Origin of the sequence: Maribacter algae (genome assembly GCF_047345745.1) — a bacterium.
In the GTDB taxonomy this organism is placed as follows: domain Bacteria; phylum Bacteroidota; class Bacteroidia; order Flavobacteriales; family Flavobacteriaceae; genus Maribacter.
The window spans coordinates 166,233-188,133 of the sequence record NZ_JBLFES010000004.1 but is presented as its reverse complement, the minus strand read 5'-3'; the positions used below and the strand labels follow the sequence as shown (position 1 = coordinate 188,133).

At 38.7% G+C, this 21,901-nt stretch carries 19 protein-coding genes; 8 read left to right on the top strand and 11 right to left on the bottom strand.

Features of this window, described 5'->3' with window-relative positions:
* On the bottom strand, positions 1–462 hold the full coding sequence (locus ACKWBX_RS15415) for a GNAT family N-acetyltransferase (RefSeq protein ID WP_413969617.1): 462 nt from the start codon (positions 460–462) through the stop codon (positions 1–3).
* A 171-nt stretch (positions 463–633) separates the two neighbouring features.
* On the opposite strand from ACKWBX_RS15415, the gene ACKWBX_RS15410 reads away from it, so the two are divergent.
* A complete protein-coding gene (locus ACKWBX_RS15410) occupies positions 634–1,521 on the top strand; it encodes a hypothetical protein (RefSeq protein WP_413969616.1) in 888 nt (295 codons plus the stop codon).
* 90 nt (positions 1,522–1,611) lie between these two features.
* Here ACKWBX_RS15410 and fumC read toward each other — a convergent pair whose 3' ends face one another.
* Complete coding sequence (fumC, locus tag ACKWBX_RS15405) at positions 1,612–3,009, bottom strand: class II fumarate hydratase (RefSeq protein WP_413969615.1); 1,398 nt, start codon at positions 3,007–3,009, stop codon at positions 1,612–1,614.
* A 155-nt stretch (positions 3,010–3,164) separates the two neighbouring features.
* Here fumC and ACKWBX_RS15400 point away from each other — a divergent pair, with 155 nt between their 5' ends.
* Positions 3,165–3,338: a hypothetical protein gene (locus ACKWBX_RS15400; RefSeq protein ID WP_413969614.1), complete on the top strand. Its 174-nt coding sequence runs from the start codon at positions 3,165–3,167 to the stop codon at positions 3,336–3,338.
* A 47-nt stretch (positions 3,339–3,385) separates the two neighbouring features.
* Here the strand turns inward: ACKWBX_RS15400 and ACKWBX_RS15395 are convergent, their stop codons facing one another.
* From ACKWBX_RS15395 to prfB, 4 genes are all read right to left on the bottom strand, one after another.
* A complete protein-coding gene (locus tag ACKWBX_RS15395; protein ID WP_413969613.1) occupies positions 3,386–5,827 on the bottom strand; it encodes a TonB-dependent receptor in 2,442 nt (813 codons plus the stop codon).
* 2 nt (positions 5,828–5,829) lie between these two features.
* On the bottom strand, positions 5,830–6,327 hold the full coding sequence (locus tag ACKWBX_RS15390) for a hypothetical protein (protein WP_413969612.1): 498 nt from the start codon (positions 6,325–6,327) through the stop codon (positions 5,830–5,832).
* 79 nt (positions 6,328–6,406) lie between these two features.
* Entirely contained in the window at positions 6,407–6,748 is a 342-nt protein-coding gene (arsC, locus tag ACKWBX_RS15385) for an arsenate reductase (glutaredoxin) (RefSeq protein WP_413969611.1), read from the bottom strand.
* Positions 6,749–6,865: 117 nt separating this feature from the next.
* A protein-coding gene (gene prfB, locus ACKWBX_RS15380; protein ID WP_413969610.1) for a peptide chain release factor 2 occupies positions 6,866–7,967 on the bottom strand; the annotation gives its coding sequence in 2 pieces (ribosomal slippage) (positions 6,866–7,900 and positions 7,902–7,967; 1,101 coding nt in all).
* A gap of 85 nt (positions 7,968–8,052) precedes the next feature.
* Between prfB and ACKWBX_RS15375 the strand changes: the two genes are divergently transcribed.
* Both ACKWBX_RS15375 and ACKWBX_RS15370 read left to right on the top strand, forming a co-directional pair.
* Positions 8,053–10,452 carry a zinc-dependent metalloprotease gene (locus ACKWBX_RS15375; protein WP_413969609.1) on the top strand — a complete coding sequence of 800 codons (2,400 nt, stop codon included), beginning with the start codon at positions 8,053–8,055 and terminating at the stop codon, positions 10,450–10,452.
* Between the two features lie 32 nt (positions 10,453–10,484).
* Positions 10,485–11,507: a threonine aldolase family protein gene (locus tag ACKWBX_RS15370; protein WP_413969608.1), complete on the top strand. Its 1,023-nt coding sequence runs from the start codon at positions 10,485–10,487 to the stop codon at positions 11,505–11,507.
* A 16-nt stretch (positions 11,508–11,523) separates the two neighbouring features.
* Here the strand turns inward: ACKWBX_RS15370 and ACKWBX_RS15365 are convergent, their stop codons facing one another.
* Together ACKWBX_RS15365 and ACKWBX_RS15360 are read right to left on the bottom strand one after the other, a co-directional pair.
* On the bottom strand, positions 11,524–11,832 hold the full coding sequence (locus ACKWBX_RS15365) for a YegP family protein (RefSeq protein WP_413969607.1): 309 nt from the start codon (positions 11,830–11,832) through the stop codon (positions 11,524–11,526).
* A 64-nt stretch (positions 11,833–11,896) separates the two neighbouring features.
* Entirely contained in the window at positions 11,897–12,223 is a 327-nt protein-coding gene (locus ACKWBX_RS15360; protein WP_413969606.1) for a YbaB/EbfC family nucleoid-associated protein, read from the bottom strand.
* 149 nt (positions 12,224–12,372) lie between these two features.
* Here ACKWBX_RS15360 and ACKWBX_RS15355 point away from each other — a divergent pair, with 149 nt between their 5' ends.
* From ACKWBX_RS15355 to ACKWBX_RS15345, 3 genes are all read left to right on the top strand, one after another.
* Positions 12,373–14,430, top strand: coding sequence for a S9 family peptidase (locus ACKWBX_RS15355; protein ID WP_413969605.1), 2,058 nt, complete (start codon positions 12,373–12,375; stop codon positions 14,428–14,430).
* 80 nt (positions 14,431–14,510) lie between these two features.
* Positions 14,511–15,551 (top strand): PLP-dependent cysteine synthase family protein, encoded by a 1,041-nt coding sequence (locus tag ACKWBX_RS15350; protein WP_413969604.1) that lies wholly within the window; start codon positions 14,511–14,513, stop codon positions 15,549–15,551.
* A gap of 118 nt (positions 15,552–15,669) precedes the next feature.
* Positions 15,670–16,929, top strand: a complete 1,260-nt coding sequence (locus tag ACKWBX_RS15345; RefSeq protein WP_413969603.1) for an aminotransferase class I/II-fold pyridoxal phosphate-dependent enzyme — start codon at positions 15,670–15,672, stop codon at positions 16,927–16,929.
* 60 nt (positions 16,930–16,989) lie between these two features.
* On the opposite strand, the gene ACKWBX_RS15340 is transcribed toward ACKWBX_RS15345, so the two are convergent.
* Genes ACKWBX_RS15340 through ACKWBX_RS15330 form a run of 3 tightly spaced genes read right to left on the bottom strand, consistent with a single transcriptional unit; the run spans position 16,990 to position 21,491 of the window.
* On the bottom strand, positions 16,990–18,114 hold the full coding sequence (locus ACKWBX_RS15340) for a GTP cyclohydrolase (RefSeq protein ID WP_413969602.1): 1,125 nt from the start codon (positions 18,112–18,114) through the stop codon (positions 16,990–16,992).
* Between the two features lie 54 nt (positions 18,115–18,168).
* Positions 18,169–19,092: a transporter gene (locus ACKWBX_RS15335; RefSeq protein WP_413969601.1), complete on the bottom strand. Its 924-nt coding sequence runs from the start codon at positions 19,090–19,092 to the stop codon at positions 18,169–18,171.
* A gap of 47 nt (positions 19,093–19,139) precedes the next feature.
* Positions 19,140–21,491 carry a transporter gene (locus tag ACKWBX_RS15330; protein WP_413969600.1) on the bottom strand — a complete coding sequence of 784 codons (2,352 nt, stop codon included), beginning with the start codon at positions 21,489–21,491 and terminating at the stop codon, positions 19,140–19,142.
* A gap of 133 nt (positions 21,492–21,624) precedes the next feature.
* Here ACKWBX_RS15330 and ACKWBX_RS15325 point away from each other — a divergent pair, with 133 nt between their 5' ends.
* The gene (locus tag ACKWBX_RS15325) at positions 21,625–21,888 is read left to right on the top strand and encodes a DUF4834 family protein (protein WP_413969599.1); all 264 of its coding nucleotides are present in this window, start codon (positions 21,625–21,627) and stop codon (positions 21,886–21,888) included.
* Positions 21,889–21,901 lie beyond the last annotated feature (13 nt).

The following is a 21,901-nucleotide window of genomic DNA, read 5'->3' as shown; positions in this document are numbered from 1 at the left end:
TTATTTTAATTTCAATTTCATTTTTATATCGCTTCTTTTATAAGGTAAATCTTTTTCCAGTTCAATCTGCACAAATCCGTATTTTTTATAGATATGAAGTGCGGCGGGGAGTTTGGTACTGGAATAAAGTTCTATGGCTTCCATATTCTGGATTTTGGCAAAATCAATGGCATATATGAGCATTTTCTGACCTATTTGTTTTCCCTGGGCATCATCGGCCACGGCCATTTTACCCAATTCGTAACATGTATTCCCGTTTTTCAACAATGCAAAACATCCAACAATTTTGGCATCATCAATAGCCATGAATATATGGCCACCCTTATCGATTATATTGGCCTGCCCGTTCCCAAGAAGAAATTCGTCCTTTGGTTCTACGTAAAAATATTTTTCAAGCCATGCTATGTTCAGCTCCTTGAATGCCCTTGAATGTGTTTTATCAAAAGGTATGATTTTTAACATTGGCTTTTAGGTAGAATTATTCTTCAAAAATAAAAACTTGAATGGGCTTTAATCCTATGTTTGAGTATAATTTAACACGGGAAACATCTAAAATGAACTTGTCTGCGTATATAAAATTGATACAAACAAACACTTTATTAAAAATTAACAAGGTTAATTAATTTTTACATTATGACTGAAACAAAAAGCAACAATGGATTGAAGGTATTGGCGGCATTACTGGGAGTAGTGCTTTTGGGTACCATTATTTATACAGTAAGTCTTTATCAAGATAAAAAGAAGACGGAAACTGTTTTAACGAAGGAAAAGGATTTAGTTGTAGAAGATTTGAACAGCTTAAAATCCGAGTATGACAAAGCGATTTTGGAAAGCAATGCAACCAATGAAGAATTGGTAACGGCGCGTGACAATATTGCGAAATACCTAGATTCTGTAAAAACAATGAAAGCCGATATCTCTGCTTTATCAAGATACAGAAGACAAGTTGGTGTTTTAAAAGCTGAAAGAGAGCAATTGTTGAAGCAAGTAGATTCTTTAACAAGGTCCAACACTTTTATCGCCATGCAACGTGACAGTACTTATGTTGAGTTGGAAAAGCAGACCGTATTTAATGACTCTCTAGTAGTTCAGAACACACAATTATCGGACGCTGTGGAAAAAGGTTCTGCCTTAAATTTATCCAAGTTCAACGTAGATGCCGTTAAAGAAAGAAACAGTGGGAAATTGGTTTCTACATCAAGAGCCAAAGCGACGGACAAATTCAAAATCTGTTTTACAGTAGCGGATAATGTTATCGCGCAGGCTGGTGACAGAGAGTTCTTTTTAGAGGTACTTGATCCACAAGGAAACGTTTTAGGGGAAAGTTATTCTAAAACAAACGATAGTGGAGCTTCCGTAACATATAGTAAAGGAACTGGGTTCTATTACGAAAACAAATCTTTGGATGTATGTGATTACATAGGAAAACCTTCCGGCGATTTCCAAAAAGGAAATTATATGGTCAATGTTTATGACGATAAGCTGAAATTATTGGGAACATCTAAGTTCACTTTAAAATAAAAAGGAACACTATCCATTTATTATATAAGCGGGGCCGGTCATTTGACCGGCCCCGTTTTCATTTTATATGATGAATAATACTTTAAAAACTTATTTTAGGCTTCCCACCATGTCTTCCGGCTTTACCCATTCGTCATAATCCGCTGCGCTTACATACCCTAAATTGATAGCTTCCTCTTTCAAAGTCGTTCCATTTTTATGGGCGGTATTGGCTATTTCAGCGGCTTTGTAATATCCAATCTTGGTATTCAAAGCGGTCACCAACATTAAGGAATTGTTCAATAATTCTTTGATAACCTCATGATTGGGTTCAATACCGGCAGCGCAATTTTCTTCAAAACTTACACAAGCATCCCCAATAAGTTGGGCGGATTGTAGGATGTTTGCGGCCATCATAGGTTTAAAAACATTTAATTCATAATGTCCTTGGGTACCTCCTACACCTATGGCAACATCGTTCCCCATTACTTGCGCGCAGACCATGGTCAATGCTTCGCATTGTGTCGGGTTTACTTTTCCCGGCATAATGGAACTGCCCGGTTCATTGGCAGGGATGATAATTTCCCCAATACCGGAACGCGGTCCGGAAGCCATCATACGGATATCATTCGCTATTTTATTTAATGAAACGGCCAATTGTTTTAAGGAACCATGGCTTTCCACGATAGCATCATGTGCAGCCAACGCTTCAAATTTATTATCTGCGGTTTTGAAAGGTAGATTTGTAAAATCGGCAATGTATTTCGCTACCAATACATCATAACCATTCGGTGTATTCAAACCTGTTCCCACTGCTGTGCCGCCCAAAGCCAATTCGCTTAAATGTTCCAACGTATTTTCCAATGCTTTTAATCCGTGGTCCAGTTGTGAAACATAACCCGAAAATTCCTGACCAAGGGTAAGGGGAGTGGCATCCATTAAATGTGTTCTGCCTATTTTGACCACATTCTTAAATTCCTTGGATTTTGCATCTAAGGTATTTCTAAGCTTTTGTACTCCGGGAATGGTGACATCTACAATTTTTTTATAGGCTGCGATATGCATTCCCGTCGGAAAGGTATCATTTGATGATTGTGACTTATTTACATCATCATTGGGCTGAATCGTTTTTTCTCCCTCGCCAATTGTTTTTCCGGACAGTTCATGGGCGCGATTGGCGACTACCTCATTCACGTTCATATTGCTTTGGGTACCTGAGCCTGTCTGCCAGATGACCAATGGAAATTGATCATCATGTTTTCCTGCCAAAATCTCATCACAGACTTGAGCGATTAAATCTCTTTTTTCATCGGAAAGCACACCTAGCTCACAGTTGGTATATGCTGCCGCTTTTTTTAGGTAAGCAAAACCATAAACGATATCTAGAGGCATGGAGGCCGGAGGGCCTATTTTAAAATTGTTACGGGAACGCTCTGTCTGTGCTCCCCAATATTTATCCTTGGGCACTTTTACTTCGCCCATTGTATCTTTTTCGATTCTGTATTCCATAGGATTCTATTTAATATTGTAAAGTTAAGGCTTACGCCCGAAGGCTAAAATAGCTTCAAGATTTAAATTTCTAAATCTTACTCTAAATATTTTGAGATATGACTTGCATAAAAGATAGCGATTATGGTATCTTTGTGATGCTTAATTAAAGTATTATGTTTGAATTTGATCAATATTTAGGATTTTTAGCTTTTCTAAGCATTTTAACCATCGGTTTTTGGCTCATGATGTTCTTGTTGTTATTTGCCGTACCGTATTGGTTGTTTGGAAATATCATTGAACTTTTGAAAGAAAAACGGGACGCTAAAAGAGCTGCTCGTAACGCATAAAAAAAGAAGCCGATAGGCTTCTTTTTTATTTATGTGTGGGTAGTATGTCAACCTTCAATCTCATCATCACCGTTTTCATTACCACGTCCTTCCCTTCTATTTTGCTTTTTCTGATTAAAACGATAGGTGAAAGATGCATTTATGGAACGTACCCTAAATTGAAACTCACTATCGCTCACAAAAAAGGGGGTAATGGTTTCACTAATTCTTCTTCTACTATTGAACACATCATTTATATTCAAGGCCAGTGAAGCTTTTTCCTTGAAAAGGTCCTTGCTAAAGGCCAAATCCATGGAAATGATTCCTTGGTTTCTCGTTTGTGCATTTTCTACAGGTCCCCTGTAGTTTAGGCGTGTTTGCCATTCAATATTTTTAAAAAGGGTTACTTTATTGTTCAAGCGAACGAACCAACTTAGATTTTCCGCATCAAAATTCTGATTGTTAAAATCTCCCCTTGTCACGAGATTGAAAACATTAAAATTTCCGTTGAGGTTCCACGTATCGGTAGGTCTATAATTGGTGGTGAACTCAAAGCCATAACGGTCATTTTTAGCCAGATTAACCGGTGTTCTTCTTAGTATGCTCACTACCTGACCATCAAACACCGTATTTTCTCCGGTATCCTCCGTAATAAAGGTGATAACATCCGTAGCTCTTTGGTAATAGATAGATGCGTTCAGTGTAACTTTTTTGAACCGATTGAGGTATCCTAAATCTACCTGATTTGAAAAGGAGGGTGTTAATAATGGATTTCCTTGAAACAGATTTGTAGGACTAGATCTTGAGGGGAACGGATTCAAAAATCGAGACCTAGGTCTCCTTAACCTCCTATTATATCCAAAAGAAAGACTTTCCCTTTCGGTGAATTCATAATTCAAGTTTACCGTGGGAAAATAACCGTCAAAATTATTTCTTCTAAAATCATTTGATTCTATCTGATTAATGATCAATCTTGTTGCTTCATAGCGAAGCCCCAGTAAATAAGAGAAATTTTTGATTTTGCTGCCCCATTGCGTGTATACGGCGTTAATGGTTTCTTTGAAATCCAGAAGATTGCTCGGATCGGTAATTCCTAATTCGTCAATAGTAGGTTGAATAAAATTCACGTCATAATCTGTTTCCAATCTATTGAAATCGCCTCGATACCCGAATTCAAATTGGCTATTTTCCCCGATAGGCAAAATGTAATCAGATTGAAGAAAAACCCTATTCTGATCTTCGGCGGTACGGACGGTCTCACTATCAAACCCATTTTGCTCGATCAATGACGATTCTACCTCATCAGTAGTTTCATATTGAAAGGCAAAAGTTAATTTCTGACCGGAATCATCGAATTTCTTGTCAAAATTGAAGGCGTACTGAAATGTTTTGTCATCTTCGATTTCATTGTCCAAGCGAAATCCATTGGTTTCGTTTCGATTTTCATCCAATTGAAAAAAAATGTTCAGGGTTTCTCTTTCATTATCCGAATTGCGAATAAAAATACTTTGGGTAATAGAGGCCGTTTCATTTACGTACCATTCAACGCCTAAGTTTACATTGTATCCTTTTCTGATTCTATCAAATTCTCGCTCTTCGCGGATTGCATTGGTAAAGTCCCCGTTTTGGTCAAAGAAATCGGTTGCATTCAAAGAATTCCCTGGAGACTTTCTATAGTTGTATCCTGCATTGGTGAAGATATTTACATTTCCTGTACGGTAGTTTAAATTACCATTTATACCAAGTAGGGTGGGGTCGCCAATATTTGTGGTCAATGCACCATTGAGCCCTGCCAGTTTGCTCCTGTGCAAGATGATATTGATAATTCCTCCGGAACCTTCCGCATCATATCTTGCGGAAGGGGAAGTGATAATCTCTACTTTTTCGATAGATTCGGCTGGAAGTTGTCGCAATGCCTCTGTTGAGTTAAGACCTGTAATGGCCGAGGGTTTACCATTTATGAGGATTCTAACATCGTCATTTCCTCTAAGTTGTACATTCCCTTCCACATCAACGGAAACGGATGGTACGTTATCCAAAACATCACTAACGGTACCGCCCCTGACCGTTAAATCCTTGCCTACATTATATATTTTTTTGTCCAGTCTTAATTCTACCGTGGTCTTTTCCGCAATCACATCAACGGCATCTAACTGTGCTACATCCAATTCTAGGGAAATGGTGCCTAAATCAGTTGAAGTGGTGAAAGTTTGTACTTCAAAATTGTAAGTCTTATAGGAAATGTATTCAATACGGGCACTGTATCTTCCTGGTGAGGTCTCTACTTTAAAAATGCCATTTTCATCTGTAATGCCGCCCGTAATTTTTTCAGGGTTTCTAATGCTCTGTAGTACTAAAGTGGCATATTCCAAGGGGGCTTTTGTCTCTTGGTCAATAACTTTTCCGCTAATCGTTATTGGTCCCGATTTCCGTTCTTGGCTTTCCCTTGGTCTTTGTGAATATCCGTTAACTAAGGAGAGCGCGCAACAGAACAGAAGAATTTTTCTCATATTTAGGTTTTGTCTTTTTTACGTTTTTTCTTTTTTTCCTTTTTCTTCTTTTTCAAGGTTTTGGAAACCCCATCTTTTTGAAGCGCAACAAATGCTTCATATTTTTCTGACGGCAATCCCGCTCTTAATTCTTCATCTTGCCGTTTGGTAATGTTCTCATACACCTCCCTCATTTTTTCTGGCGGAAGTTTCAAAATTTGTGCCTCTATACGTTCCTGAACATATTTTTTGAGTACGGAACTTAAAATGGCAGATTCAAACTCATTTAGACTCAAGGCTTCCGTAATGGAGGGCATCTCATCATCCACTATTTGTTCGGCCGTTTTTGGTTCTGGCGGTTTTTGGGCCGTCTGGGCCTGTGGAACGGCACTACGCTGTCTTCCATAGCCATAGCCTCCTCTACCTCCATACCCATACTGCGCCATAGTTTCCGACCCTATAAAACATAGGACGATTGCAAAAACGAATTTTAATCCAACGGCATTATTAAAAACTTTCATATGTATAGATTGTGAAATTTTACTTTGGTTTAATCTGTAATAGTTAATGTGATGTTAAATTGCATCGCTTAAAAATAAATTATAAAATTTCCTGTATTGAACTGCTCGGCCTACCAATGACTGCAGTTGTGCCGTTCAAAACAATAGGTCTTTCTATCAATTTTGGATGAGTAATCATGGCGTCCAATATTTCTTCATCCGATAATAATTTGTTCCTATACTTTTCTTTCCATACGGTCTCATTCTTGCGAACAAGATTTTCCGGTGAGATCCCAAGACAATTAATCACTTCCCTTAGTTCTTCTTTTGAGGGAATATCTTCCAAATATTTTACTACTTCAAACTCCTTGCCAGATTTTTCCAGAAATTCAAGTCCTTCCCTGGATTTTCTACATCTTGGATTGTGATATATTTTAATCATTATAAAAATAGTTTATTAGTAGGTTAATTTGATAATGGAAAAGTTATACGACTATTTGCATCGTTACATTTTCAAATCTGCACTTCTTCAAAATTTCAAACAAAATTATAGAATACATTAAACCTCATCTTTTTGCCCCATCATCATCAAATAGGCTTTTAGGAATTGGTCGATATCCCCATCCATTACGGCATCCACATTTCCTGTTTCTTGGGCGGTGCGTACGTCCTTGACCAATTTATAGGGATGCATTACATAATTACGGATTTGGGAACCCCATTCTATTTTCATCTTGGAAGATTCAATTTCCTGACGTGCCTCCATCTTTTTGCGAAGCTCTATCTCGTATAATTGCGACTTCAACATTTTCATGGCGGTTGCCCTATTATCGTGCTGACTTCGCGAGTCCGAACACGAAATCTGTATTCCCGTAGGATGGTGTACCAATTGTACTTTAGTTTCGACCTTGTTCACATTTTGCCCTCCCGCACCGCTGGACCTTGCGGTAGTAATGGTGATATCGGCCGGGTTTACATCTACCTCAATACTATCATCGACCAATGGATAGACATAGACGGAAACAAAGGAGGTGTGCCGCTTAGCGTTACTGTCAAAAGGGGAGATACGTACCAAACGATGAACCCCATTTTCGCCCTTTAACCATCCAAAGGCAAATTCACCATCAATCTCTAAGGTAACCGTTTTTATACCGGCAACATCTCCTTCTTGGTAGTTTAGCTCTTTGACCTTGAAACCGCTTTTCTCGGCCCACATCATGTACATGCGCATGAGCATGGCCGCCCAATCACAGCTTTCCGTTCCGCCTGCACCAGCGGTAATCTGTAGTACTGCCGGGAGCTCGTCACCTTCCTCGGAAAGCATATTTTTAAACTCCATTTTTTCGATGGTGTTTACGGCTTTCTCATAGAGTTGGGCGACTTCTTCTTCGGATACCTCTCCTTCCTGTTGAAACTCGATCAATACTTCCAAGTCGCCGACCAAAGTTTTTGCGGCATTAAAATCATCTACCCATTGTTTCTTGGATTGGATGAATTTCATTTGCGCCTGTGCTTCCTGTGGATTGTCCCAAAAGTCAGGTGCCAGGGTTTTTTCCTGTTCGTTCTCTATTTCTATAAGCTTGGCATCAATGTCAAAGATACCTCCTTAACGCGCCAAGGCGATCTATAAGACCTTTATATTGGTCTGTTCCTACTGTCATTTCTGTACAAATTTTTTCAAAAATAATGTATAAAATGACCATTTCATTTGTTTTTCCATATTTTTAAAATCCTAAAATAAAAATGATGAAAAGAAGCTTACTTCTCTGTACAATATTCCTTTTGCCGTTAGCTATTAAGGCGCAATTTTCAGAAAAGAAAAAGACATTTAAAAAGTACGAAGGGTTCTTTGATTTTTACTATGATGCCAATGAGGATAAGATGTATTTAGAGGTAGATGACCTGAATAAAGAGTTTCTTTATGTGTATTCGCTGAGTAGTGGAATCGGTAGTAATGATATTGGCCTGGATCGCGGGCAATTGGGTAATGAACAGGTGGTCTACTTTCAAAAAGTGGGGAACAAGCTACTTTTGGTACAGCCTAATTTAAAATTCAGGGCGTTGACGGATAACGATTTGGAGCGAAAATCAGTTGGACAGGCCTTTGCAAAGTCCATTTTAGGTGGTTTTAAGATTGAAGAGGAGAAAAATGGGAGCTTTATCATTGATATTACCGACTTTTTAATGGAAGACGCCCACGGTGTATCAAAGCGCTTGAAGCAGTCCAATGAAGGAAATTACAGTTTGGATAAATCAAAAAGTGCCTTTGCCTTGGAACGGACCAAAGCGTTTCCTCAAAATGTGGAGTTTGATATGACCATGACGTTTAAAGGAGAAGCAAAGGGAACATATATTGGCAGTGTGACCCCTAACCCTGATTTGATTACTGTAGCGCAGCATCGCTCTTTTATCCAACTTCCGGATGATGGATACGAGAAACGTGTTTTTGACCCGCGGAGCGGCTCCTATCCCTTTAGCTATTATGATTATTCCACTCCCGTTGAAGAACCTATTTTAAAACGGTTCATAACACGGCACCGATTGAAAAAGAAGAATCCCAAAGCAGCGGTCAGCGAAGCCGTAGAGCCCATCATTTATTATTTGGACAATGGAACGCCAGAACCAGTGAGGTCCGCACTTCTGGACGGCGGTCGCTGGTGGAACCAAGCTTTTGAGGCCATTGGCTATAAAAATGCTTTTCAGGTGAAAATACTGCCCGATGATGCCGACCCGATGGATGTACGCTACAATGTCATTCAATGGGTGCACCGCTCTACTAGGGGTTGGAGTTATGGTAGCAGTATTACCGACCCAAGAACAGGGGAAATCATGAAAGGTCATGTTAGTCTTGGGAGCTTGCGTATCCGTCAGGATTTTCTGATCGCGCAGGCTTTAATGAACAAACCTTTTGCAGAAAACGATGACAATAACAAACCGATGTTGGATTTGGCCATTGCCCGTATCCGTCAACTTTCCGCCCATGAGATAGGGCATACCCTTGGTTTTGCACATAACTACGCTGCAAGTACTAATAACAGGGCTTCGGTTATGGATTACCCGCACCCCCAATTTTCGGTCAAAAATGGTACAATAGATTTTTCAAACGCTTATGCAACGGGAATTGGCGAATGGGACAAGGTATCCGTAGCATATTCCTATACCAATTTTGGTGAAGGGGTAGATGAAAGAAAGGGATTGAATGAAATTTTGGATGATGCCCAACAAAAAGGATTGCGATATATTACCGATCAAGATGCGCGTCCCCAAGGAGGTTCACATGTTTTGGCCCATTTATGGGACAATGGTAAAAACGTGAGCCAAGAACTGGACGCCATGTTGAACGTACGGGAAACTGCAATTAACAATTTTTCTATAGATAATATAAAAACCAATGAGCCTAACACGGTTTTGGAGGATGTTTTTGTTCCGCTCTATTTTTTTCATAGATACCAAACGGAAGCGGTTGCCAAAGTAGTAGGAGGTATGGAGTATAATTACGCTATAAAGGGTGATGGGCAACCAGTAGTTTCAGTGGTGGAGAAAGCACAACAACAAGAAGCATTGAACAGTATTCTTAAAACATTGGACGCCAGTGAAATTGCAATTCCGAAGGATAAATTGGATTTGTTTCCCCCAAGGGCTTTTGGGTACCCTAGAACCAGAGAGTCCATTTTAGGAAAAACGGGTGTTTCTTTTGATGCACTTTCCGCTCCGGAAACTGCCGCGGACATGACACTGGGATTGTTGTTACATCCTGAGCGAGCGTCACGATTGATTCAGCAAAAAGCTTTACAACCCAATAATTTAGGTTTAGGGAATGTTTTGGACGAATTGATTTCCGAAACAATCAAGAAAAACCACAAAGATGCTTATGTATCCGAAGTGCAGAACAACATAAATTTCCGTGTGCTATTTCATTTGATGAATTTGGCGGCACATACCAATGTTCACCCACAGGTAAATGCCATTGCTAATGCACAATTAATGGGTTTAAAAACAAGTTTACAGACCCAAGGTAAAAATGCAAATACAATGGAGATGGTCAGGAGAATCAATAATTTTTATGAACATCCCGAAGAATTTGAAGTGATTCCCGCACAAAAAATACCGGATGGATCACCTATTGGAATGGATTGTTTTCATTAAAATATAAGTTTAAGTTTCAAGATTAATTCCATATGAAAATAAATCTGATTAGTGACACTGTAACTAAACCTTCCCCAGGGATGCTAGATGCCATGATGCGCGCCGAGGTAGGTGACGATGTATTCAAGGAAGACGTTACGGTAAATGCCTTGGAAGCCAAGGCGGCCAAACTTTTTGGCAAGGAAGCGGCCTTATTTTTCCCCAGTGGCACCATGACCAACCAGACGGCTATAAAATTGCATACCCAACGCGGGGAACAGCTCATTTGTGACAAGTACGCCCATGTTTATAATTATGAAGGGGGTGGCGTAAGTTTTAATAGTGGCGTTTCCTGTAGGCTGGTAGATGGCCATCGGGGAATGATGACCGCGAAACAAGTGGAAGCTGCTATCAATCCTCCTGATTTTTATCATAGTCCGTTGACCTCTTTGGTCTGTATTGAAAATACGGCGAACAAAGGAGGTGGTTCTTGTTGGGATTTTGAAGAGATAAAGAAAATAAAAGCGGTTTGTGAAAAACATCATTTGGCCTATCATTTGGATGGTGCCCGTTTGTGGAATGCTTTAGTGGCCAAAAATGAAACTCCCGAACAATATGGGGCATTGTTCGATACCATCAGTATTTGTTTGAGCAAAGGCTTAGGGTGTCCAGTTGGCTCTATTTTGGTGGGTTCCGAAGCTGATATTCAAAAAGCACTTAGAATCCGTAAAATTTTCGGAGGTGGAATGCGTCAAGCTGGATACTTGGCCGCAGCCGGTATTTTTGCTTTGGACAATAATATCGAGAGACTTTCCGAAGACCATAAAAAAGCAAAGGAAATAGGTGAAATCTTGAATACACTAAAGTTTATTAAAAAGGTAGAACCCATAGAAACCAACATCATTATTTTTGAGATTGATGAAAACTTCATGTCCAGTGAAGATTTTGTGAACAAATTATTGGAAAGGGATATACATATTATAAGTATGGGCCAAGGTAAATTACGTATGGTAACGCATATGGATTATACGGAAGAGATGCACAGTTTTTTCCTTGAGACGATAACCCAACCTTAGAGAATTATTTTTGAACTCATAAATTGGCCGAAAGGCTATTTCTGAGATTTTTAATGCCGTTTTCCATACCGGCTTCCGAGGAATAAAGTCCGCTACTGCCTATGGTCTTACCTTCATTGTTCTTTACATCAAAAAGGAACTTTCCATCAAAATTGGTCTTTCTTTCAATTCTTTTTATGGCATTGGAAGTAGAAGTCAAATTTAAGACCGTTTGCTCCACCTCTTCCTTGTTTTTAAAATCAATACTGTTTAGAAGTGTCGTGCCGGACTTTGATTTGACAATAAAACGATGTTTTTCTTTATCAATCTCAAATAATTCTATCATAACAAGTCTTTCTTTTAAAGATAGGGAATTTTAAAAGACTTGAAAATGAAATATTTAGATGTCGCTATTTAAATAGTCCGTCCATACCGGGAATATTGGGCATTCCCTCTTTGGCAACAGCGGCCAGTTCTGCTTCATTAACTTCAGTGGCTTTTTTTATGGCCTTGTTCAATGTTATGATGAGATAGTCTTCCAGTTGTTCTTTATCGTTTAGGAGTTCTTCGGAAATTTCAATTTTCTTCAGTTCTCGATTTGCGGTGATTTCCACATTGAGAAGTCCGTCGGAAGACTTTTCGTTGAGGATAACGGTATCCATTCTTTTTTTGGTGGCTTCAACTTTCTGTTGGGTCTCTTTAAGTTTTCCCATCATGCCCATCATATCTCCGAACATAGCTGTGTTTTTAATTATACATACACATCAAAAGTACTAACTTTCATGATTTTTCTTCGCATATATCAACTCAAATACAAAAGGTACAGCACTACTTGCATTAAGTGTTATTTTTGCAATCGCTCATACAAAATATTAATAAGGATATCATGACAAAACCAAGTCCTCCCGTTGCCAAAAAAATAGCCAAGAAATTAGCAAAGCATGGGGATGAAAGATTGGATAATTATTATTGGTTGAATAATAGGGAAGATAAGGAAGTCATTGCCTACTTGGAAGAGGAAAATGCATATTACAATCAGGTAACGGCGCATACCAAAGCTTTCCAATCCTTACTTTTTGAAGAGATGAAAGGACGCATCAAAGAGGATGATGCTTCCGTTCCTTATAAGAAAAACGGGTACTGGTACAAAACTCGGTACGAAAAGGGCAAAGAATATCCTATTTATTCCAGATTTAAGGAAACTTTGGAAGCTTCCGAGGAAATCATGTTCGATGGTAATGAAATGGCGATTGGACATGATTACTTTAATATTGGCGGTATTGCCGTAAGTCCTAACAATATGTTTGCCGTATATGGTGTGGATACCGTTTCTAGAAGGCAGTATACGTTGCGCATAAAGAACTTGGTTACAGGCGAAATCTATGATGACGTTATTGAAAATACTACCGGAGGTGGCGTTTGGGCGGCCGACAATAAGACCTTCTTCTACACAAAGAATGATGCAGTAACCCTACGTTCAGATAAGGTATACAAGCATATTTTAGGGACAGATGCTAGTGAGGACATATTGGTGTTTCATGAGGAAGATGATACTTTTACCACCTTTATTTATCGCACAAAATCAAAGAAATATTTGGTCATAGGCTCGGTAAGCACTTTGACTTCGGAATACCGTATTCTTCCTGCGGATAATCCGGACGGAGATTTTAAGGTGTTTTCGCCAAGAACCCGGGGATTGGAATATTCTATCTATCACTACGAAGATTCATTTTATATCCTTACTAATAAAGATAATGCCACGAATTTTAAATTGATGGAAACCAATGAACAGCATACCAATTCAGCAACATGGCAAGAATTTATCGCCCACAGGGAAAACGTCCGTTTGGAGGATGTGGATATTTTTAAGGATTACTACGTGCTCTCCGAACGAGAAAACGGACTATATAAAATCAGAATTGTAAAATGGGACGGTAGTAGCGCGTATTACCTACCCTTTGAAAGTGAAACATACGCTGCTTATGTAGGTAACAACCCGGATTTTGACACCAATACGTTACGCTATGTTTATAATTCTTTGACCACGCCTAGTTCCGTAATCGATTTTGATATGGAAACGAAGGGGAAAGAAATCATGAAGGAACAAGAGGTCTTAGGAGGTACGTTCAACAAAAAAAACTATATAGAAAAACGATTGTGGGCCACCGCCAGAGATGGGGTAAAAGTGCCTATTTCCTTGGTTTATCATAAAGATACCGAGCTTGGCCAAAACACGCCTTTATTTCAATATGCCTATGGTTCCTACGGCTATACCATAGACCCTTCTTTTTCTACAATCAGGTTAAGCCTACTGGACAGGGGATTCGTCTACGCCATTACACATGTAAGAGGTGGGGAATATTTGGGAAGGCAATGGTATGAAAATGGTAAATTGTTACAAAAGAAAAATACGTTTACGGACTTTATTGATTGTTCCAAGTTTTTGATAGATGAACATATCACGGGCCCGGAACACCTATATGCGAGCGGCGGTTCAGCAGGGGGTTTATTAATGGGAGCCATCGTTAATATGGCCCCGGAACTTTACAGGGGAGTGATAGCGGCCGTACCTTTTGTAGATGTGGTAACTACTATGTTGGACGATTCCATTCCTTTGACAACAGGGGAATATGACGAATGGGGTAACCCAAACGAAAAGGAATATTACGATTATATGAAATCCTATTCCCCATATGATAACGTAGTTGCACAGGAATATCCCAATATGTTGGTGACCACCGGACTTCACGATTCCCAAGTGCAATATTTTGAACCGGCAAAATGGGTCGCTAAACTTAGGGAACTTAAAAAAGACGACAATCAATTATTATTTGATATTAATATGGATGCCGGTCATGGCGGTGCTTCGGGAAGATTTGAGTCGCTAAAAGAAGTAGCTAAGGAATACGCTTTTCTGATGGAACTTGAAGGTAAAATTCGATAATAGAAAAAAAACAGTAATTTTGTATCGAATTTTAACAAATTAAATATTTGTTCAAAGTTTTAAAACAGAGTATCCCCCTTATGGAAAATAAGATAAAGGCTTACGATAACATATTACAGTTAGTTGGTAATACGCCACTTGTTAAGCTTAACCGAATCACAAAAGATTTTACCGGTAATTTTTTCGCAAAAGTTGAAGCTTTTAATCCCGGCCATTCTTCCAAGGACCGCATCGCTATTCATATCATTGAAGAAGCGGAACGCAAAGGTTTATTAACGGAGGGCAGCACGGTGATAGAGACTACCTCGGGCAATACGGGTTTTAGCATTGCCATGGTGAGTATCATAAAAGGATATGATTGTATTTTGGCGGTAAGTTCAAAATCATCAAAGGATAAGATAGATATGCTTCGTTCCATGGGTGCCAAGGTGCATGTTTGTCCGGCGCACGTAAGTGCAGATGATCCAAGGTCTTATTATCAAGTAGCCAAGCGTTTACATGAGGAAACCAAAGGTTCTATCTATATCAACCAGTATTTTAATGAATTGAACACTGAGGCACATTATAAATCTACCGGTCCGGAAATCTGGGAACAGACCGGTGGGCAAATTACGCATTTGGTAGCTTGTAGCGGAACGGGAGGAACTATCTCCGGTACTGCACGCTTTTTAAAGGAGCAGAATCCAAATATCAAAATCATTGGAGTGGATGCCTATGGTTCCGTTTTGAAAAAGTATCACGAAACGGGTGATTTCGATTCAAATGAAATATATCCTTATCGCATAGAAGGTCTCGGTAAAAACTTGATTCCCTCTGCAACCGATTTTGATATAATCGATGAATTCATAAAAGTTACAGATGCCGAAAGTGCGCATACTGCTAGGGAAATTTCCAGAACAGAAGGTATTTTCGTTGGATATACCAGTGGGGCCGCAATGCAAGCTTTAAAGCAATTGGACGAACTGGGAACTTTTGATAAGGATAGCAATGTAGTAGCTATTTTCCCAGACCATGGATCGCGCTATATGAGTAAAATATACAGTGATAAATGGATGGAGGACCAAGGATTCCTAAATACGAATTCTGTAGAAGAAACACATGAAATACAGCACGTTAAGTAATTAATATGTTATTTAATTTGATAAAAGCGGGTAAAACACCCGCTTTTTTTATGGAATAAATTAGATTATGAATGCTTCTTAAAAATTTTTACTTTTGCAGCAAGAATAAACGTAGGAAATGAGAGACTTATTTGATAGGATTATTGAGAATAAAGGCCCGTTGGGAAAATGGGCATCACAGGCAGAAGGATATTTTGTTTTTCCAAAATTGGAAGGCCCTATTTCCAATAGAATGAAATTTCAAGGGAAAGATGTCATTACCTGGAGTATTAATGATTACTTGGGTCTTGCCAATCTTCCGGAAATAAAGAAGATAGATGGTGATACTGCGGCGGAGTATGGTTCTGCATATCCTATGGGTGCCCGTATGATGAGTGGCCATACGGATTTCCATGAGCAATTGGAGCAGGAATGTGCCGATTTTGTTCAAAAAGAATCGGCCTATTTATTGAATTTTGGGTATCAAGGCATTATGTCCGCAATAGACGCTTTGGTATCCAAAGATGATATTATTGTATATGATGTGGACTGCCATGCTTGTATCATAGACGGTGTGCGTTTACATATGGGCAAGCGTTTTACATTTAAGCACAATGATGTTGAAAGTTTAGAAGTAAACCTGGAACGCGCCACTAAAATGGCGGAACAGACCGGAGGTGGAATTTTGGTGATTTCTGAGGGCGTTTTCGGCATGCGCGGTGAACAGGGAAAATTAAAGGAAATAGTGGCCCTAAAGAAAAAATATAACTTCCGTCTGTTGGTCGATGATGCTCACGGATTCGGGACTTTAGGAAAAACGGGTGCCGGAGCCGGTGAGGAGCAAGGGGTGCAGGACGATATAGACGTGTACTTTGCCACTTTTGCAAAATCCATGGCAAGTATTGGGGCTTTCTTAGCGGCGGACAAAGAAATTATAGATTACCTAAAATATAATCTACGCTCACAAATGTTCGCTAAATCACTTCCAATGGTGTATGTAAAAGGCGCATTAAAGCGTTTGGATATGTTGCGTACGCAACCTGAACTGAAAGCCAAACTTTGGGAAAATGTAAATGCCTTGCAGAACGGACTCAAAGAAAAAGGATTTGATATTGGTTCTACTACCAGTTGTGTGACACCGGTCTACCTTAACGGTAGTATTCCAGAGGCCATGGCATTGGTAAAAGACCTAAGGGAAAACTATGGTATCTTTTGCTCCATAGTGGTATATCCTGTAATACCTAAAGGATTAATACTGTTACGCATGATTCCGACAGCGACCCATACGATGGAAGATATTGAGGAAACCCTAGCGGCTTTCTCCGCCATCCGAGAACGATTGGAGAACGGAACGTATAAAAGGTTATCTGCTGCGGTTGCGGCGGCAATGGGTGAGTAGGTTTCTTTTTCAGCTTATACAACAAAAAAGTTCCAGAAATAAACTGGAATTTTTTTGTTTTTAGGAGGTTAGGTTTTTTCGGTAAGTTCTCCTACGCTTATAGACTACGGGGTCAAAGTGTTTCCACATTTGTTTGATGGCCACATTTTCCTCTAACTCCGGGGTACGGTAGCACATCTTTATGCCTTTTTTGGTAAAGGTTTTATAGTACTCATTGAAAATGATTGCGGTAACTCCTTTATTTTGATACTCCGGATGTATTCCGATCAAATAAAAGATAACGTCCTTGCTGCTCTTTTTCGCTTTTAATAAATGATAGATGCCAAAAGGAAAGAGCTTTCCCTTTGCTTTTTGAAGCGCTTCCGAAAAAGAGGGCATTACTATAGCAAAAGCAATCAATTTATCATTTTTATCCTTTATGAATTTAATGTACTCCGGATTTATAAAACTGATATATTTCTTTTTAAAATATGCTTTTTGAATATCGGTAATCGGTACAAAAGAGGATAAGCTGGAATAGGTTTCATTAAAGAGGTCGAACATCTCATCGGCAAAGGGCATTACCTCTTTTGTTTTGGAGAAATTTACTTCTTTTAAACCGTAACGCTTTTTGATGAGGTTATTGATCTTAACGAATAATTTTGGGTCTGCATTGGCCGCCGGAAACTTATTTTCCATGTATTCCTTTTCCTTGGCGAAGCCCAAACGCTCATAATGCTTTTGGTAATAGGAATGATTGTACCAGGTAACCATGGTGCCAATATGGTCAAACCCTTCGACCAATACACCCACTTTATCCAAATTGGAAAAACCTACGGGTCCTTCCATAAACTCTAAGTTGTTTTTTGCGCCAATTTCCGATACTTTTTGAAGTAGGGCTTCGGATACGGCGGTATCATCAACAAAATCAAACCAACCAAAACGCATTTTGGCAATGCCTTGCTCTTTGACCTCCAGCCAATTGATAATAGCGGCAACACGGCCAACAATTTCATTATTTTTATAAGCTAGGAAAAACCATGCCTCGGCATCCTTAAAAACTGGATTTTTAGACTTGTCAAAGGTCTCCAATTCGTCCTTTATAATAGGGGGTACCCAATATTTGGAATCCTTGTAAAGCGAGAAAGGAAAAGTCACGAACTGCTTTAGTTCTTTTGACGTATTTGCTTCTTTGATGGCAATCATTGCTATTCTTTAGAACCCTCAATATTAGGTATAATTTAGAAGAGCGGAAAGGAATTATCGGTTTCGATTGTTTTGCCCGGCTTTTTGATTTTCAATAGGTATAAGTTTATCAGTGTGAAGGTCAATTCTGTAAGAACCACCAAAGCCCACGAAAATGCGAGAAGGAGTATTTTTAAAGCTTGCTCCTAGATTGAAGTCCACCTGTAATTTTTTGCTCAACAGATGCGCTATACCGCCCCTCAGGAGTACATCCGAATATCTGTCACTTTGAATGCCCTGATGTTCCGCAAAAAAGCTCCATTTAGGATTTCTGAAGGCATGCGATAAGGAAATGAGATAACTCAATTCCGGAAAATCGGTGCCGATTCTATCATAAGCGGTATTGGTAATCAAAACAAACTTGGAACTTAATTTACTTTGTGTAGCCAGCATAACCCTATAAGAAGTGGTCGGATCTTCTGCATAGAAAGGATTATCCCCTAAAACAAAGTTCGCACCTCCATAGATAGATATGGCCGGAATTAAATTTTTTAAGCTAAACTTATTGTTTGCCTTCCAACTATATAAATTTGGTTTATTGGCCTCTGGGTTTTTGAAAGGGTCAAAAATTAAAAATTTAAGACCGAGCCTGTTACGGGAAAAATCGGTTCGTTTTTGTTCAAAATCAAAATTGGTAAAAAGAAGGTCCTGGCTTTGAAAGGTACCTTCATAATTTAATTCCAAAGTTTCAAAAAACAGTCCGTAGCGTAAGGAAATATCGGTTCCCCATATATCGGATTCCGTATTTAGAAGACTGTGGTCCGTTTGTTCATAAAACGCACCCAATTCTGCTTGTATTACATTTTTACCCACAGCATAAGCACTTACGGATAGTCCGGGTCTATTGGAATTGATAACGTCCGTATACTGCCCATAGCCTAAAAACGCGGATAATAATATGCACAAAGCTGTAAAATTAGAAACTGTTTTACTTTTCATAGGCTTAATTTTGTGGACCTTCTATTAAAAAGAACTCGAAATAGGTCTTATTTATTCTTCCTTTTTCTAATTTTTTTCTCGTTTTGATTTGCTCGTTTCTGTTGCTGCCTTTTGTATTTAGCAATAGAAGCCTTTTTCTTTCTTGCTATTTTTTCTCTTCTCTTCTGGGCTTGTTTTGCTTTTTTCTCATTATTCTTATGGTATTTGGCAATGGCAGCCTTTTTTCTCTTAGCTATCTTTTCTCTCCTTTTCTGTGCTTGGGCTACTTTTTTCTTTTTGTTTTTCTCGTATTTAGCGATTGAAGTATTTTTCTTTTTGGCTATTTTTTCTTTTCTATTTTCGTATTGCCTGAGCTTTTTCTCGTTTTTCCTCTCGTAATCAGTTATTGATTTTTCTTTCTTTTTGGCCGTTTTCTGTTTTTCTTTTTGATATTGCTTCGCTTTCTTCTCATTTTGTTTGTTGTACCTGTCAACCGAGGTCTTTTTCCTTTTTTCTGATTTTGCTTTTCGCTTTTGGGCTTCTTTTGATGCTTTGGTTTTCTTTTTTAGGAAACGTTCTCTAGAATTCTCAATTGCTTTTCTTTTTTTCTGCTGTCTTTTAAAACTGCTACGTTCTTTTTTCCGTAGCTGTTTATGTGCCTTGTTCTTTCCTTTTTGAACTTGCTTTGTTTTTTTAGCTTTTCTTTTTTGTGCATTCTTTTGTTTTTGTAGTGCCTTTTTTTCCTTTTTCTTTAGAAATTTTTCTGTACTCCTGCGTTTTTTCTCTTTGTACTTTTCTGCTCTTTTTTGAATTTTAGATGCCTGTTTCGCTTTTTTCCTAGTTCTCTTGGCTATTTGTTTTTCTTTTACGGAAATGGACTTCTTGATTTTTCTGGCACGTTTTCCATTGCTCTTTTCTATTCCCTTTCTTTTTTTGGCAGCTTTTCTTTTCTGCTTTTTGTTTTGTATATCAAACTGTTGTAAACGTTTGGTTTTTCTCTTCTCTTTTTTAATTTTTTCCTTTGCTAATTTACCTGTGTATTTTTTTGCCTCTTTTTCTTTTTTGAGCTGTGTCTTAACTTTTTTGGCTTCTTTCTTTTGTTTCTCTTTGGCCTGTTTTGCCAAATATTTGTCTAGTTGCTGTTGTTTTGCCTGCGCTATTTTTTCCTTATCTACTTTTTTGACCTTTATTTTTTTACTTCTCTTTTTCTTTTTCGGGAACAATGTTATTCTACCATCCGATGATTTAATGAGTCTTTTGGCCTCTCTTTTGTTTTTGCGGGCAGAAGGTTTCTTGGGCTTTAAGGTGATATCCCTAATCTTGGTCTCTCGTTTCTTTTCAATATCCTCATCGTTTTCGTCAACCGGTGCTTCGGTCAAATCTTCCTCTTCTTGGATTTCCTCGGTAATATCAGCCTCTTCTTCATCGCCCGTTAACCAATCAAAATCATCATTATTTTCAGCATCGCTTAAAGCTTCTTCTTCTTTTTTGGCCTTTTCCCGTGCTTTTCTCTCCGCTTTTGCTTTTTTCCGCATAGTCCCTTTCTTGATAGGCTCTTCACCTTCTTCCTCCGGGTTTATGACCGGTTTTTTACGCATATTGATTCGGTAGGAAGCACCTAGGTTCATGAATATTCTGGATGGAGTGTTTTTAAAACTGGCTCCCATGGAAAAATCGACTTGTAGTTCTTCATTGATCAGATGTGCTACACCCGAGCGAAAAAGAATATCCGAATATCTCTTACTGCGGATACTGTGCTGTTCCAGAAAAGTGCTCCATTTAGGGTCCCTAAAAGCATAGGTCAATGCCAATTTATAGCTAAGTTCCGGAAAGGGCGATGCAATACGGTCAAAAGCAATGTTGCTTATGAATACGGTTCTAGGGGTTAGTTTACTTTGTGTAACCACCATAGCCCTGTAGGAAAGCATAGGGTCTTCGGGATAAAAGGAATTTTCTCCAATATTAAGATTTACCCCACCATAGGCAGACACGGACGGAATTAGATTTTTAAATTGGAACAAATGGTCCTTACGCCAACTTTTTAGGTTGGGTTTGTTCCGGATTGTGTCCTTGTATCGGTCATAAATCAAATATTTAAAACCAATTCTATTTCTGCTGAAATTGGTAAAACTATTTCTATAATCGCTGTTCACATATCCGGTAGCACTATTTTGAAAGGTAGCGTCATAAGTGACTTCCAATTCCTCAAAAAGAAGGCCATATCGTACTGAGATTTCGGAGCCCCATAGATTCGTTTGCGATTTTAATAGCGAATGATCCCTCTGTTCATATCGCATACCTCCTTCAATATGTAAAACATTGGCTCCTACGGCATATGCACTAACGGCAAGACTGGGTCTGTTGGAATTAATGACGTCCGTAAACTGGGAAACCCCTAAAAAAGGGGTCAAAAGGCTCATAATTAAGAACGGTATAGCTATGTTTTTTACAATACGGGAACAGCCCATTATTGATCTTAATATTATTTTAGGATTTACATATTCCTTATAAAACGCTATAATTGTACTTTTGATATATATCCTATAAAATAAAATGGCATTTTTAAAAACAATATTGTTTATTCTTTTGGGCTATTACTTCCTAAAAATTGTTGTGAAGTTGTTTGCTCCTAAAATCTTAAACTACGCCGCAAGGAAGACGGAATCCCATTTCAAGGAAGCTTTTGGAGGTTTTGATCATCCAAACAGCACTTCGGAAGAAAAAGTAGGAGACGTCATCATTGATAAAAAGACCCAAAGAAAAAAGGACTCATCCGAAAAAGTAGGGGAGTATATAGACTTTGAAGAAATAGACTAACTATCTTTACCTA